The following is a 14,187-nucleotide window of genomic DNA, read 5'->3' on the forward strand; positions in this document are numbered from 1 at the left end:
TGTCGTACTCCCTAAGATCGGGAAATCTTTAGAAATTTATTGGCCAGGACCATAATGTTCCATGAAATGCAGCACCGCCAATGGATCCAATTGTTTCGGTTTTTGCAAGCACAAAAGAAGCAATAAATGCGGTGGACGATGTAGCTTTGGTAGATACTGCCGGGTGAAGTCGGGTAAATGTCTGGTATTTTAATGGTCAAAGCCAGCGAATCACAAGCCGTTAAAATGGTCAAGGAGGTAGCTGGTGAGATAATAGCGAAGTACTTAGGTTTGGGGCTCGTATGGCGCTCTACGGTAGCTAATGATTTTAAGACGGATTGCCGTTAGCTGCAAAAATGATAAACTGTAAACAATAAGCAATATCAATTAGAAGTATGAAGCGAAAATTCCTAATACTCTTGTTTTTGTGCTTGTCGTTCGCCACATATGCACAAATGAAAGCCATCCCCAATCTTCCTGCTATAAGCCCGGAGGATGCCGGATTCAACAAAGATTCGATTAGTGCTCTTAATGATACGCTTTCCAAATTCAAGCAAAGAGATTATCGTGGATTGATTGTTATTAAAGACAATAAAATTGTACTGGAGAATTATTATAATACATTCTGGCGGAATCATATACATGATATCCGGTCTGCTGGAAAGAGTATTACGGCTTTGCTCCTGGGTGTAGCTATTAAAGACGGATTGGTGCAAAATTTAGATCAGAATGTTTATTCTTTCTTTTCTAAGGAGAAATACCCCTCTATGCACGAAGATTATAAAAAGGTCAAGCTAATACATCTGCTGAATATGGTCTCAGGTTTAGATGCCGATTCCGATAACCCTAAAACGCCAGGTAGTGAAGGGAAATGGGTAGCCAAGGACGAATGGGTGAGCTATTTGTTAAGCATTCCATTATCTGGCAAGCCTGGGGAAAAATGGGTCTATGCAGACATCAATGCTGTTTTGATTGGAGCTATCATCGAAGCAAAATCCGGTATGAGCCTTAGGGATTATGCCAGGCAAAGGGTTTTTGACCCTCTGGGAATCAAAGAATTTTACTGGTATACCAATGCAGCAAATCAGACTGGTGCTGCCGGCAATCTTTATATTTCCACGCTGGATTTTGCAAAGTTGGGTTTATTGGTTGCTAATAAAGGAAAATGGGGAGATAAGCAATTAGCCGATTATAATTATATGAATCGTTTATTGGACGAACATTCTAATGCCATAGGGGACTATAATCCTTTGGCCGACGGATATGGAATGCTTTGGTACAGATCCAAAAGAAAATTTGGTACAAGAGAAGTAGACTATCTCTGGGCATCCGGAAATGGCGGAAATCATTTGGTAGTGGTTCCCGAAGAAAATATGGTCATCGCCATGACCTCTGGTGCATACGGCAATTGGTACCCTCATACAAGGGCATATTTTATCCTCGGTAAAATATTTCAAGCTCTGGAAAAGACCAGCAAGTAATAAATATGGTTAAACGCGATTTAGTTGTGTTTAAAGACTAATTTCTTATCAGCAGAACCGGTAAATGCTATTATGCCTGGCCCTCAAAATCAAGCCTATTTCAATGTTATAATCTGGCTATATCTTTCGGTACGCTCTGTTCCGCGGATGACGTGAATGGTGTATCTTCCATCGGGGACGGTGTCGGGGATCGGGTAAGCAAGCAGTGTAATAAAGTAATCAAACATGCCATAGATGTCACCGGAATAGGGAAGTGCATATTCCGCTCCGGTGTGCTGGTTCACCAGAATCAGTTCGTTATGAGCGGGGAAAGGACCCCAGGCTTGAGTGTATGCAAGTATGGGCTCATTCCGGTTAATTTCATTGGTAGAAGGGTAATAAGGTAGCTTTTCTATCAGGGGTGTAGCGAAAAAACTGCGGAGGGATGGTTGTGTCACAATTCTCAGGATCGGCTGAGTGCCATGCTTTCGGACGTAAAAATGGTCATCGCCTAAATATCTGTCAAGCCAGAATCTTTCTTCAAATGGCTTCTGCTCTTTTCCGTTCAACAGATAGGTGATCTTGTAATTTCCCAAGCCGATGGCCGTTGGCAGATTTCCGGATAATGTTCCCGGTCCCTCGTATTTCAGCGAAACGCGCTGAGGAGCTATAAAATCATTTTGGATAATGGCTTCATATTTGGCTGTGGGAGATAAATTGTAGGCTACTATCTCAAAATACCGGTCATCTCCCTGCATTTGCCAGGATCCCCTTTTGAACTGGATCGCACCGGGGCTGACTTTTATCTGAGCAGACAACAGTTCTGTTTTAGCTCCCCACACGATCTCCGCAATATATTCCCCGGGTAATACAGAGGGAGGCAATGTGTAAGTCGGTTCATTCCCGGAATTGGCATAACTTTCGTCGGCGTACAATTCTTTTGCAGTCCGTCCTGTCGTTTTATCAGTTAAACGGATCAAAGGATCACGTACGATTTTTCCACTTACATCGACCGTCGCCTTTGTTCCTTTAAGGTCAAACGACGTCGAAATTGTAACGTCGGGACCAATTTTAAGATGGTAATTTTGGACAGGCTTATTAAGCTGGATAGCTTTATAGGGTATGACAATCACATCAAAATTTCTTCTTTCACGTGTGGTACTTTCCAGTTCAAGCCTGATTTCCTGCCCTTCGAAACTGATCCCATTTAGAAGGGCAGATTGTGAAGAATAACCCGAGCCGAAGATAACGTCGGGTTTGATGAAATTTCCTTTGGAATAATGCTCTGGCAAATGCACCACAATGAGGTTCTCTCCTACAGTTATGTTTTTCTTGTCGATTTCTGGTATTGAAAAATCGAGAACATCAATCTCCTTAATCTCGACGGGCGTTGCTATCGGATCATCTTCTTTGCGACACTGCCAGAAAAGAAAGGCCATAGACATTATGATGTAGAAAGTCTGCTTCATTGGAGAGCAATTTTTTCTGTAAGTTCACAGTTAAAAACAATTGAGAAGTGTTTCATGGTTTATTAATGGGTTGATGTGTCTTAGCAAGATAAAATAATAATGTATTACCGCATAGTGTTATTATACTATTCTTTCTTTGAATCATTTTAGATTATACTTTATTATCTTGTTTTGTATTTGAAAAGCCGCTAAAAATCCGAATGTGGTTGTCGCCCCGGCGGATCATATTATTTTGAAGGAAGAGAATTTTAGGGATACAATAGCTTCATCGTCACAGAATACGATGGCGCTTTGTAGTAAATCTCGGAGAGATGGAACAACATGCTCACCGTTCCATCCCTACGGGATTTTACATTATCGGCAACGCATTGTGGCTACCGATCTTACATCGCTCCGCGATTTGGGAAATGAGAATTGAATATATTAGCAAATAACTACAAGGCCGTTCGAAAGCTGATCGATTTTAGGATTTATTCAATCAAACAATCTTGATTAAACAATTATGAAAGTTTACTGGTTATGGATGTTGATTTTTGGTTGCGCGCAGGCAGGGAGTTGTCAGTCGCTGAAACAACCTGTTTATGACTTTGCCAGGTTGAACGATATTCCGGAGATCGATTCAGCAATGGACATCAGCAACCTGACTCCAATGGGGTATAATAAGCTGATCGATAAAATGTTTGTCCTCGACCAGAAGTACAGGATCAAAGTAATGAATGGAACGCCTGGAAAACGCAATCAGCATGTCCGCAGGCCGGATTCAGAAACCGGAAAGTATTGGCGACTGATGGCGGTTAACGATCAATCAAACCAGGCGTTGTTTTTAAGATTGCTAAAACGATACAAGTGGCCTGCGCAGCCGGGAAAGGATGGTAGCTCAGTAAAAGCCTGGTATATCGCCTGGCATGCGCATGCTGACCGACAAGGACTGTTTTATCCTTTTTTGGTAGAGGCTGTCAACAGTAAACTGCTTGACCGTAAGACATTAGCTTCTTTCCGGGAAAGTATGTATTGATCATACAGAGCGCGGTAGGGTTCGTTTATAGTTTATTGCTGTCAGCGATATTCCATTGCAAATTGCGGATATAAAAGCCAATAAGTCTGGTCAATTGATTTAAGGAAAGACTACATATCGAATGTTACAATAGGCTGCCTTTCACTATAAATGTAAATACCATGAAATCTTATTGGATGTATGCAATCATTTTTGTAGCGTTTGTCAGTTGCACCAGGCAGCCATCTTTGCCCGGTAATAGCACATTTAATGTGACTGCCGTTTTGAATGATTCCGTTTGGTTTGGAAGTGGCAAGGCGCTAAGAATTAAGGAAGCTGGAAAAAATATTGAAAATGTTCGGAAATTCAATCTGATCGTCCTTACAGATATAGATTATCCTGGTATGGGTGGCGGCCCAAATCCAAATACCAGCAATGGGTGCCTGGATCCTGAGTGCACCAGGACCCAGAGTCTGGTAGTCTACAACGTTCCTTTGAAAAAGGGCCGTTTTAATATCGCGAAATTAAACCAGCACAGCACACGGAAAAATGAGTTTGCCAGCCTGTCATACATAGGAAATGCAGGTGGGCTGCTTAACCACTACGTCTACAAAGGGTTAAAACCTGGATGGATCAGGGTAACAAAATTCGACAAAAAATTGGGGATAGTAGAAGGTCGTTTTGTTATTTCGTTTAGCCAGGATACTGAATCAGATCTGCCATTACGAAATAGAATGTCGGCCGCAGCCCGATTTACGGATGGGCTTTTTAGAATAAAGATCACCGATATTTCAATAAAGTAGGCCGTCCGCACCATCGTGCGAGCAATATTCCGCAATAATGGGGGACGCACATCTTAGGAAACGTCAAAGACTGACCTTGTACCTTTGGTTGTTAGAGACTCCTTGAAAAACAGCAACTTTCTATTTGAGAAATATTCATTTTTAACTATTTTCACGAAGTCACTAATAATTCAACAGCGCGATCATGAATAAGCTTCCTTGGGCAAAATACATATTTAGTATCTGGATAGTTGCTCTATCGGCCAGCCTTATTGTTAAGTTTGTTACCAGCAGCTTACTTATTTTAGGTCCACTATGTATTGGACTCTATTGGATTTCTGTGAAGGGATTGGCTCAAATAAAAGGCTATGAATAAGGCAGTAAAATAACAATGAATTTTGAAGCCTTTGTCTCTTGATTCAGCTTCAATAGAGCTATGTAATCTCCATCTCCCCACGTCAAAAAGTGCCTCCCATCGGGTGGACAAAGAAATATGATGACAACGTCAATTACATTTCGATTTGGCAATGCGATACTTCCGATCTTCATCGGAGGGATCCAGGAAGATTTATATTTATGATCGATTCGTACAGCGGTTACTTTTTAGGTAAATTTTTCCTGAAATCGGATGGGTTTTGCCCTGTATGGGCTTTAAATATTCTGTTAAAGTGACTTTGGTCTGAAAACCCTGTCAGGTAGGCAATCTCTGAAAGGGTATGCTCAGGGTTTGCAAGCAGGTCTGTGGCTTTCTCGATTCGAAGTTTTCGGATATACTCTCCGAAGGACAAGTTGCTGAAATACTTGGAAAACTCCCTGGATACATACGAGGGATGGATTTGCAGTCCTTCTGAAATTTCTTTCAGGCTTAAACTGAGGTTGGTGTCAATCTGGTCTTGTATGATGTCTTTGAGCTCTTTGGCCCATTTGGGCGTTCTCTGGCTCTCCTTTTTCTGTTTGTCCAAATAGGAATTAAAGACAGACAATAGCAACTTTTCTGCCGGGCTCTGCGTGTGTTTTTGCTTTTGAAGATGCGTTGCCCAGCTGTAAAGCGCATCGTAGATGACCATCCCTTTTTCAAGCAGCTCCTGATCGTCGGTAATGTTATAGGCAAGACCGGCGGAGATCGCCCACAGCCCGGACGACTGAGCAGCCAGTGAATGGTCATCCGTATCGGCCCCTCGGATGATGATAGCCATATCTTTTAATGCTGCGTCCTGGATGTCATATCGTTCCAGAAAGAAGTCAAACGTGCAACGGTCTTCGTAATGGGTAAATTCAGTGTCGGGAACGTCAAAGGGGGTGGCCTCGAGTTCCACTGCTTTCGCTTTCACCTGATCAAATGGAACAAAAAAGATATGTGCATCCGGATCAATGAATCTTTTGATCAGCCAGGGGCAGGCAATCCGGTCAATCTTGGGACGCTCTCTTGTAATCCAATTCATTTTATACGCTATACACAAGGCTTAAAGATTCGCCTGTTAGTTTTTGTTACAATAGTAGGTCAAAAGTTCGAAAATAGTAACCCCGCACGCACCGATAACCCGGATATGTGCAGCTTTAAATCCGCCTTCCTGAAAATGAAGGCGGATGGCTATTTGTTTCCGTATGATGAGAGATAGTTAATCCTAATCTTACTATTTGAGGTTATTTCCCGCTTGAATTAGTGTAGGCTTAATACAAGATTCATCTTCGATCTTTGAAAAATGACCCGAATCTTACGTTATTGTTGCCAGTAATTCACTCTTAAAAAAATATAAGCATGAGCACCTTGCAGCTAAGAGACGGGGCCACAATGTTCTACAAAGATTGGGGGACCGGACAGCCCATCGTCTTCCACCACGGATGGCCGCTTTCCAGCGATGACTGGGACACTCAAATGATGTTTTTTCTCCAAAATGGCTTCCGCGTCATTGCCCATGACCGCCGTGGACACGGACGTTCTACACAAACCTATCAAGGCCATGAGATGGAGACATACGCTGATGATGTAGCCGAGCTTGTAGCGCATCTTGATCTGAAAGATGCCATACATATCGGGCATTCTACGGGTGGTGGAGAAGTGATACGTTATGTGAACAAACATGGGAAAGGCAAGGTAGCCAAAGCCGTCCTGGTAAGTGCCGTAACACCCATCATGGTGCAGACAGAAAGTAATCCTGATGGTGTGCCCATGAATGTTTTTGACGAAATTCGTTTGCTTACCGCCACGCAACGGCCGCAATATTTCAAGGATTTTTCGAGCGCATTTTATGGTTACAACAGGGAAGGGGCTTTGGAAAAGCAAGGTATTCGCGACAACTGGTGGCGGCAGGGCATGATGGGCAGCATACTGGCGCATTATGAGTGCATAAAGGCCTTTTCTGCAACGGATTTTACTGAAGATCTCAAAAGCGTCGATGTCCCTGTGCTGGTACTGCACGGTGAAGACGATCAGATTGTGCCTTATCAGATAACTGCCCTGAAGGCCATTAAGCTGTTGCAAAATGGTAAGCTGATTACTTATCCGGGCTTTCCACACGGGATGCCGACAACAGAAGCCGAAACCATTAACAAGGATATATTGGAATTCATCAAGGAATAATCGACAGGAGCATCGCGCTTCTGCTGACGATGAATGTTCGGGTAAAGATGCACTTTTCCAACGCAGCTTTACCCGAATATTTGTCGTCGTTAACTGGGTGCTAATTGCAGCATATACCCAATCAAATGAAATCAGCATTGCTAAACGTCTGGTTTTAGTTGGTGTCTTGTCTCTTCAAACCGCTATCAGCAAGAAGTTAGTTTAAAAAATCAATTTTCCCGTTTACAACCATTTAGGGGTTTTTCGCACCTTTTAAAGAAATTGTTAAACTTTGAGTATGAAACGATATATAGCTCTGGCATTGCTGATGCAAAGTTGCTGGCCACTGGAATTAGGCAAACGCAAGGATGGTGAGTTTCTGAATGATGTAGTTCGCTTGGACGAATTCAACTCAGCGTATGATGATTATAATTCGGATCTGCCATATAACAAATCCGGACACACTTATCTGACATTTTCTTCCAAAAGAGATAAAAAGGATGTCCTCAATCTAGTCAGTTTTCCGGCACAATTTACCTATGACAAACGGTTAGGTTTGAAAAGATATATCGCCGATGGTATTCAATACGACAGCTTTGTGGACAATGGTGCCCTGGAAGGCATGATCTATAGGGCCAATGGCAATTTCAATGTGTTTGGGCCAAAGACATTGCGCTTCGGACAGGACATTCAAGGTGATTTTGTAGAGAGGAATTTCCTGCTCTTTTATGCTGACGATTCTGACGGCAATATGCAGATCAAATACTTTTTGAATGATAAAAAGGGCATTTCAGGACCTTTCAGCTTTGATATTTTGAACTCTGAAAAAGATGACGGTTATCCCAGTTTCTCTTTTGCCGGCGACAAGATTTATTTCAGTTCCAACCGGGATGGTGACTTCGATATTTATGAGCTGAGCATACCAAGAAAGGAAAGTGAGCTGGTGACACCTGAAAGTTTGCTGCATCCTGAATCCTACAAGCTGCGAAAGGTTGAAGAACTTTCAAGTCCATACAATGATAAATGTCCGTACTTCCAGGATGGGATGATGGTGTTTGTGTCAGATCGCCCTGGAGGCGTTGGAGGCTCCGATATTTATTATTCAAAGCTTGAAGGTGACAAATGGGGCGCCCCTGTCAATGCCGGTCAAAGAATAAACACTGCTCATGATGAATACCGGCCCATCCTTCCTGCGCAAGGACATTTCAATTACCACCTGCTGATTTTCTCTTCGGACAGGCCAGGCGGAAAAGGTGGGTTCGATCTTTATATGACCGGATTAATTAAGAAATGGTGAAAGAATGGAGTATGTTTACCCGTAACCCGGGATCATTGGATTTCTGAAAAATCATTGCCACAGAAACAAGAAGTTGCGCGTCTTGGGAAATACCATCATTTGAATTATTGTTAGACCCAGTTCTGCTATCGAAAGTCAAACGCGGATTTTCATTTGCCATGCGCAGGCTGGCTGTACAATCGGATCTAAGTAAATTTTAAGACGGTTATTCTTTATCACAAACCAAAGAGGCCTGCATTCAAACAAAAAGTCTATGAAAACGATCGTATTTTCAATTATAGCTTATTTTGTTTTTCTATCCGGCTTTGCGCAGACTTCCCACTTGCCCAATTTATCACCTGGTGACTATTTTAATAACTTTCAAAAATTTACAAACGAAATCCCCGACGCGGACGCAGCATTTACTAACGCACAAAAACTTGCATCCAATCCGGCATACGAAAACCTGGCAACCGAATTGATCCACAATAGCTTCGCGCAGAGTTTTATCTACTACAAAGCGGATAGCGCCCGGCTTCAAATGCAGGCTAAACGAAGAGTCCTGGCAACCGAGATTCTCTCTAAGATGATTCTTGATTCTTCCGCCTTGGTCAGGGGCCAGGTTAAGCCGCTATTTTATTTGACCAAAGTGCAGGAAGCTGCCCATGATCCTGGACAGCTATCTAAACTGACAAAGGAATTCATAGACTCTGAAGTTGATGGAAAGGATATTTACCGATACCGATCGGGACGGTATGGATTACTGATCCTGGGCACCCTGGACCAACATGCCGAGCTTAAATTGCTGTCGCAACTACTAACCGATAAGCTGGCTACCCAGCTTAGAGCAGGACAAGTGGTTGTGACTGATTCAACCAGCCGTGCCGACCTGGATAAACGTGCATGGTATCGATTTATGAATGCCTATGTAAATTTTTTAAAATCACAGCAGACCAACGATCGTCAGCAGAAAGAAACTTTGCTTAAAACCGCATTTGAATACAGCCCAGACCTGGTTGACAAGAACCACAAAGGCGGGTATTTCTATGACATGCACATGTTGTTAGGCCGCGAAAAGGATGGCTTTCAGGATGAATACTTGGCATTCCTTACGCAGAATAAGGATAAAAAGCATATGCTGGCAACGCTTTTATCCATGTCGCTTGTTGACCCTGATTTTAAGGAAAAGCTCGTAGCAGCGCATAAGGAAGTGATGCCGGGTGATAATTTTGCTAAATACTGGAAAGACGCAGTAGATGCCAGTGCGGTAAAATCTCCGCCCATTAACCTTGCCGTGTTAGGTAGCAAACCGTTTTCAAGCGAGTCGCTTTCCGGACAATGGATCCTGGTTGATTTTTGGGGAACATGGTGTGGCCCCTGCCGGCAAGAACACCCGGATTTGCAAAAGTTCTATAAATCGACGGTTTCTGACAAAACTAAGAACCTTTCTGTTTTAACCGTAGCTTGTAAGGATACGGAGGCAAAGGTCTTGGCATATATGAGCAAAAATAACTACGATTTTCCGGTCGCTCTGGCAGATAAAGGCGTCGAGAAATCATTCAAGGTTCAAGGATATCCTACCAAAATCCTCATTACTCCCACAGGAAAGTATGTTACAGTGCCTTATGGTGTTGACTGGGTGAGTTTCGTAAATAAATATGTACAAGTGGATTAATAGGCTCGTTATCAAAACGGCTAAACCTATTAAGTATCCTTACCTTCAAGCGTATGACTAAAAGATCAGTGAAGTTTTTATTAGTAGCATTTGTCATTTTAGGGAGTCATCTTTCCTTAATGGCCTCAGAGGTCAGGGTTACAGTTAAGGCCAAAAATATGACTGGCCAACCCGTTCTTTTGTTTCGGGCGAACCTGCTTACATTTGAAGCCGATACAATCGCGGTGAAAAAATTGAGTCCTGAGGGGTTGGCTTCCTTTGCGGTTCCGGTCAATAAGCATCTTTTCGTGAATTTAATGATCGGTCAGCAAATGTGTACTTTGCTGTTGAGCGAGGGCGACGCGCTGCATGTTACACTTGACAAAGATGTTGCCCCCTCTTTTGGATTTGCCGGGCGAGGTGCCGGCGCTTCAACTTATATGGCCGAATCCGACGGGGTTCGAAAGCGACTGGAAACAGCCGACGGCAAGCATATTTCAGGGCTGGATGAAAAAGGCTTCGTCTCGGCGATTGAAAAAATGAGTGCAGCTTATGAAACGCTTAATGCCGATTTTTTTAGTAAATATCCAATCGCAAAAAATATCAGGAATCTGCTCGAGCAGCGGAATGTGCTGAGCATCATAAGTGCTAAAATGAATTTTGCGGCAGTAAATCAATTCGCTGATCCGCCAAAAGACATAGCTCCCTCTATAAAAAACGCTTACAAAGAGCTCCCCTTAAGCGATGAAATGCTTGATGCAGGCCTGTATGATTATGCACTGGCCCTGGCTTTTTATTCGCAAGTCAGCATTTACGATTTTCTTCAAAAAGGCAAAACACCGGAAGAAATCCGGGAGATGGAGGGCCAATACGCAATGCGTGCCGATGATTTGATTGTCAGCCATAATTATCCTGCCCATGTAAGCATGTTGCTGCGTACACGCAATTTGATGGATGTAATACTTACCGGGAAAAACGATGTAACCGATTCCTTAATTGCCAGGCTAAAAAAGGAGCCAGCTTACAGTCTTTATGAACCCCAGGTTGAAAAAAAATACGCGATCTTGAAAAAATTGGCACCTGGCAACCCGGCTCCCCCAATTAGCGGGGTCACACCCGATGGGAAGACACGCTCATTAGCCGACCTGAAAGGCAAGGTAGTCTACGTTGATGTTTGGGCAACCTGGTGCGGACCTTGCATAGCCGAGTTTCCGGCATCCAAGCAGTTACAGAAGTCCTTTGCAGGCAATGACAACGTCGTTTTTCTTTATGTTTCAATAGATAATAAACAGCAGGGATGGAAAAACTATCTTGAAGCTAACAAGGACTTAAAGGGTCTGCATATCAATATATCAGATGAGGGCGCCTTCAAGCGTTTCCTGGAAAGTTATCAATCGGCATCAATTCCTAAGTACATTTTGGTCGACAAGGAAGGTAAACTGGCAGATGTTAATGCCCCGCGACCATCTTCGACCCATGCGTTTGAAGCGATATCCAAGATTTTGTAAAGTGAGAATGCATTAATAGATAAGTATAAGTGCAATCTAATTTACCGCATCATAACAAAGCCGCCGGGAGTGACTTCCGGCGGCTTTGTATTAACGATGGCTTATCGACTGTTGATGGGAAATGCCAGTCGATATTTTACTGCACCGCTGAGGGTTCGCTGTAAAGGAAGTCATCCATCACAACCAGATCGTTCTCAGCATTATCGGCATATTTATTGCTAATTGCCGCTGAACCGGACGTAATGGTAACTTTTGTGACCTTACTATCGGGGAAGACAGCGCCCAGGAAAGAAAAGCCTTTGTCATCTTTCCTGGTTGGCGCTGCAAACTTGCCAAGGCTTTTATCACCCTCAAAGAATTCCAGCGTAGTAGAATTTGCCTTGTCGACATCGGACAACACCACGCCAAAGCCTTTTACAAAAGCCGCAGTTGCTGTTCCGGGGACTTTAAAAGTCACGTCCATTTTGTTACTGCCCGTGGCGGCGAAAGTACGTGCAGGGCTGAACGCATTGAACTGTTCTTTGTAAGCAGACACCAGATCACTGAAATTTTTATCGCTGATCCGCAGGCCATTTCCAGGGGTAGAGAAAATGGCTCCACGCTTTCTTCCGGCTGCCACAGCTGGATCTGTACTATTGAAAAAGTCACCCGGAAAAGTGTCTGTATTTGTCTGATTGTCGGGGACTGCATCCCAGTTTATCTCGCGGCGACCGGTAGTTTGTCCCGGGGTTGTGTTTAGTTGGTCTCCTAGCAAGCTTCTGAAAGACGCTAATTGTGAAGTGATGTCTCCGCTGCCTTTTACTTCGGTGAAGTTCACCGATGGCGCTGGCGTTTCAGGTTCGTCGCTGCTTGAATTGCATGCAGACATTAAAGCAAGGCACGCTAGTATACCTGCATTCTTGATCGATTTTTTGACAAAAAGTTGCGATTTCATAATTGAGTTTTGATTAATTTTTTTCTTCGACAAAGGTACCGGTCGTGGTATTGTGCAAATTGAAAGAAATAGTAAAAACTCTAAAAAAGTATAAAAATGCCCGCGTGGAAATGTGATATATTTGACTGATAGTCAGTACGATAATGTCATAAGCGCCCACCTCTGGCAGCCTTCTCATTTGCATTTAAATGGGATTTGCTGTCAACCTTTAAATAAGAACTACTACAAATGCAGGTTGGAAAGGGCTATATTATTCTATTTTTGATATCCTTGAACTTTGCCGTTTATAGCTAAACTCTACAATGAATATGCCAAGCTTATTATTAATCGACGATGAGGTCCAGTACAGTGAATTGACCAAGGAGTATCTGGAAATGAAAGGTTGCAATGTCATGCTCAAACATGACGGGCAGGCAGGGCTCGAGGCATTTAAGCTCCATTCGTTCGATTTGTGTGTGCTCGATATTAAAATGCCCAAGAAGGACGGCTTCACGCTGGCTGCGGAAATCAAACAGATCGATGAAATGACACCCATTATTTTTCTTACTGGCAAGTCACTCAAAGAGGACAAAATCAAAGGGTTGATGCTTGGAGCAGACGATTATCTTACAAAACCGTTCAGCATGGAAGAACTTTATCTACGGATAAAGGCAATTCTGAAAAGAGTGACAGTACAGCAAAAAACAAATGTGACGGATCAATTCCAATGGGGCTCTTCAAAATTCGATCCCGAACTTCGGGAGCTTACCGTTGCAGGTGAAAAAATCAAGCTCACCTCCATTGAATCCAAACTGCTCAAACTGTTCTGCGATCATCAAAACAAAGTGCTGACCCGCGAAGTGGCCATGGTAGGGATTTGGGGCGACGAGGAGCATTACCGGGGTTACAGCCTGAATGTGTATGTGGGTAAATTGCGCAAATTTCTCAAACCGGATCCTTCCGTAGAAATTCTCAATCTGCATGGCGAGGGCTATAAACTGATATATAAACAGAGCCTGCCTGTATGATAGACCGCTCCTTTTTGACTAAGCTGATGTCAGGTGATGAAAAGCTCGTCTCTCACTTTATATCCATTTTTGAAACACAAGTTCCTGCCCAAGTCAGTCTTTTAGCCGGCTTATGTGAAAATAAAGACTGGGAGGAGCTTTCTTCTGCCTTTCACAGCCTTAAAACCCAGTTCAATTATGTCTTAATGAACGAATTTGCAGAGCAGATGAGAGAAATGGAGGAAAGTGTCGACAACGGGGAGACAGCATTTATTGCAGTCCGCATAGCTGACTTCACCAGGAAGTTTGACTATTTCTGGCAAACTGAGTTCACTGAAAAACGCGCACTTTGACTTCAAAGCGTTTGTCCTGTTTGTTTTGCGGCTTCAAGCAGTTTTCTAATTTTAAGCTTTAATTTTTTTGCTTCAATGGGTTTGGTAATGTAGTCGTCCATGCCTGCATTGCGGCACTTTTGGGCCTCTGCGGGGTTGGCATTGGAAGTAAATGCCAGAATCGGGGTGTTTTTATCTTTTTCACGGGCCCGGATCGCCTGGGTCGCTTTATAGCCATCCATTACGGGCATTT

General features: G+C 43.2%; 13 protein-coding genes. 9 read left to right on the forward strand and 4 right to left on the reverse strand.

The window, feature by feature from the left end:
• The first annotated feature begins 434 nt into the window (after nucleotides 1-434).
• On the forward strand, nucleotides 435-1,460 hold the full coding sequence (locus MUK70_RS00560) for a serine hydrolase domain-containing protein (RefSeq protein WP_234656742.1): 1,026 nt from the start codon (nucleotides 435-437) through the stop codon (nucleotides 1,458-1,460).
• Between the two features lie 95 nt (nucleotides 1,461-1,555).
• On the opposite strand, the gene MUK70_RS00565 is transcribed toward MUK70_RS00560, so the two are convergent.
• The gene (locus MUK70_RS00565; RefSeq protein WP_234656743.1) at nucleotides 1,556-2,908 is read right to left on the reverse strand and encodes a hypothetical protein; all 1,353 of its coding nucleotides are present in this window, start codon (nucleotides 2,906-2,908) and stop codon (nucleotides 1,556-1,558) included.
• 502 nt (nucleotides 2,909-3,410) lie between these two features.
• Here MUK70_RS00565 and MUK70_RS00570 point away from each other — a divergent pair.
• On the forward strand, nucleotides 3,411-3,923 hold the full coding sequence (locus MUK70_RS00570) for a hypothetical protein (RefSeq protein ID WP_234656744.1): 513 nt from the start codon (nucleotides 3,411-3,413) through the stop codon (nucleotides 3,921-3,923).
• 161 nt (nucleotides 3,924-4,084) lie between these two features.
• On the forward strand, nucleotides 4,085-4,705 hold the full coding sequence (locus MUK70_RS00575) for a hypothetical protein (RefSeq protein ID WP_234656745.1): 621 nt from the start codon (nucleotides 4,085-4,087) through the stop codon (nucleotides 4,703-4,705).
• Between the two features lie 575 nt (nucleotides 4,706-5,280).
• On the opposite strand, the gene MUK70_RS00580 is transcribed toward MUK70_RS00575, so the two are convergent.
• A complete protein-coding gene (locus MUK70_RS00580) occupies nucleotides 5,281-6,126 on the reverse strand; it encodes a chromate resistance protein ChrB domain-containing protein (RefSeq protein ID WP_234607237.1) in 846 nt (281 codons plus the stop codon).
• A 317-nt stretch (nucleotides 6,127-6,443) separates the two neighbouring features.
• Here MUK70_RS00580 and MUK70_RS00585 point away from each other — a divergent pair, with 317 nt between their 5' ends.
• From MUK70_RS00585 to MUK70_RS00600, 4 genes are all read left to right on the forward strand, one after another.
• On the forward strand, nucleotides 6,444-7,265 hold the full coding sequence (locus tag MUK70_RS00585) for an alpha/beta fold hydrolase (RefSeq protein WP_234656746.1): 822 nt from the start codon (nucleotides 6,444-6,446) through the stop codon (nucleotides 7,263-7,265).
• Nucleotides 7,266-7,542: 277 nt separating this feature from the next.
• Nucleotides 7,543-8,541, forward strand: a complete 999-nt coding sequence (locus tag MUK70_RS00590) for a TolB family protein (protein ID WP_234656747.1) — start codon at nucleotides 7,543-7,545, stop codon at nucleotides 8,539-8,541.
• A 253-nt stretch (nucleotides 8,542-8,794) separates the two neighbouring features.
• A complete protein-coding gene (locus MUK70_RS00595) occupies nucleotides 8,795-10,195 on the forward strand; it encodes a TlpA family protein disulfide reductase (RefSeq protein WP_234656748.1) in 1,401 nt (466 codons plus the stop codon).
• A gap of 53 nt (nucleotides 10,196-10,248) precedes the next feature.
• Nucleotides 10,249-11,682, forward strand: coding sequence for a TlpA family protein disulfide reductase (locus MUK70_RS00600; RefSeq protein WP_234656749.1), 1,434 nt, complete (start codon nucleotides 10,249-10,251; stop codon nucleotides 11,680-11,682).
• A gap of 136 nt (nucleotides 11,683-11,818) precedes the next feature.
• Here the strand turns inward: MUK70_RS00600 and MUK70_RS00605 are convergent, their stop codons facing one another.
• Nucleotides 11,819-12,616 carry a hypothetical protein gene (locus MUK70_RS00605; RefSeq protein WP_234656750.1) on the reverse strand — a complete coding sequence of 266 codons (798 nt, stop codon included), beginning with the start codon at nucleotides 12,614-12,616 and terminating at the stop codon, nucleotides 11,819-11,821.
• 308 nt (nucleotides 12,617-12,924) lie between these two features.
• Here MUK70_RS00605 and MUK70_RS00610 point away from each other — a divergent pair, with 308 nt between their 5' ends.
• Together MUK70_RS00610 and MUK70_RS00615 are read left to right on the forward strand one after the other, a co-directional pair.
• On the forward strand, nucleotides 12,925-13,623 hold the full coding sequence (locus MUK70_RS00610; protein WP_234656751.1) for a response regulator transcription factor: 699 nt from the start codon (nucleotides 12,925-12,927) through the stop codon (nucleotides 13,621-13,623).
• Nucleotides 13,620-13,955 carry an Hpt domain-containing protein gene (locus tag MUK70_RS00615; RefSeq protein ID WP_234656752.1) on the forward strand — a complete coding sequence of 112 codons (336 nt, stop codon included), beginning with the start codon at nucleotides 13,620-13,622 and terminating at the stop codon, nucleotides 13,953-13,955. The genes MUK70_RS00610 and MUK70_RS00615 overlap by 4 nt, the downstream gene beginning before the upstream one ends.
• A gap of 2 nt (nucleotides 13,956-13,957) precedes the next feature.
• Here the strand turns inward: MUK70_RS00615 and MUK70_RS00620 are convergent, their stop codons facing one another.
• On the reverse strand, nucleotides 13,958-14,176 hold the full coding sequence (locus MUK70_RS00620; RefSeq protein ID WP_244784605.1) for a response regulator: 219 nt from the start codon (nucleotides 14,174-14,176) through the stop codon (nucleotides 13,958-13,960).
• Between the last annotated feature and the right edge of the window lie 11 nt (nucleotides 14,177-14,187).

It is taken from the genome of Dyadobacter chenwenxiniae (assembly GCF_022869785.1).
In the GTDB taxonomy this organism is placed as follows: Bacteria; Bacteroidota; Bacteroidia; order Cytophagales; family Spirosomataceae; genus Dyadobacter; species Dyadobacter chenwenxiniae.

What these genes read in the sequence shown, in the direction of transcription:
- MUK70_RS00565 (WP_234656743.1), bottom strand. Translation starts at nt 2,908, where the DNA reads ATGAAGCAGACTTTCTACATCATAATGTCTATGGCCTTTCTTTTCTGG.
- MUK70_RS00590 (WP_234656747.1), top strand. Translation starts at nt 7,543, where the DNA reads ATGAAACGATATATAGCTCTGGCATTGCTGATGCAAAGTTGCTGGCCA.
- MUK70_RS00585 (WP_234656746.1), top strand. Translation starts at nt 6,444, where the DNA reads ATGAGCACCTTGCAGCTAAGAGACGGGGCCACAATGTTCTACAAAGAT.
- MUK70_RS00575 (WP_234656745.1), top strand. Translation starts at nt 4,085, where the DNA reads ATGAAATCTTATTGGATGTATGCAATCATTTTTGTAGCGTTTGTCAGT.
- MUK70_RS00600 (WP_234656749.1), top strand. Translation starts at nt 10,249, where the DNA reads ATGACTAAAAGATCAGTGAAGTTTTTATTAGTAGCATTTGTCATTTTA.
- MUK70_RS00595 (WP_234656748.1), top strand. Translation starts at nt 8,795, where the DNA reads ATGAAAACGATCGTATTTTCAATTATAGCTTATTTTGTTTTTCTATCC.
- MUK70_RS00620 (WP_244784605.1), bottom strand. Translation starts at nt 14,176, where the DNA reads ATGGATGGCTATAAAGCGACCCAGGCGATCCGGGCCCGTGAAAAAGAT.
- MUK70_RS00560 (WP_234656742.1), top strand. Translation starts at nt 435, where the DNA reads ATGAAAGCCATCCCCAATCTTCCTGCTATAAGCCCGGAGGATGCCGGA.
- MUK70_RS00615 (WP_234656752.1), top strand. Translation starts at nt 13,620, where the DNA reads ATGATAGACCGCTCCTTTTTGACTAAGCTGATGTCAGGTGATGAAAAG.
- MUK70_RS00570 (WP_234656744.1), top strand. Translation starts at nt 3,411, where the DNA reads ATGAAAGTTTACTGGTTATGGATGTTGATTTTTGGTTGCGCGCAGGCA.
- MUK70_RS00580 (WP_234607237.1), bottom strand. Translation starts at nt 6,126, where the DNA reads ATGAATTGGATTACAAGAGAGCGTCCCAAGATTGACCGGATTGCCTGC.
- MUK70_RS00610 (WP_234656751.1), top strand. Translation starts at nt 12,925, where the DNA reads ATGCCAAGCTTATTATTAATCGACGATGAGGTCCAGTACAGTGAATTG.
- MUK70_RS00605 (WP_234656750.1), bottom strand. Translation starts at nt 12,616, where the DNA reads ATGAAATCGCAACTTTTTGTCAAAAAATCGATCAAGAATGCAGGTATA.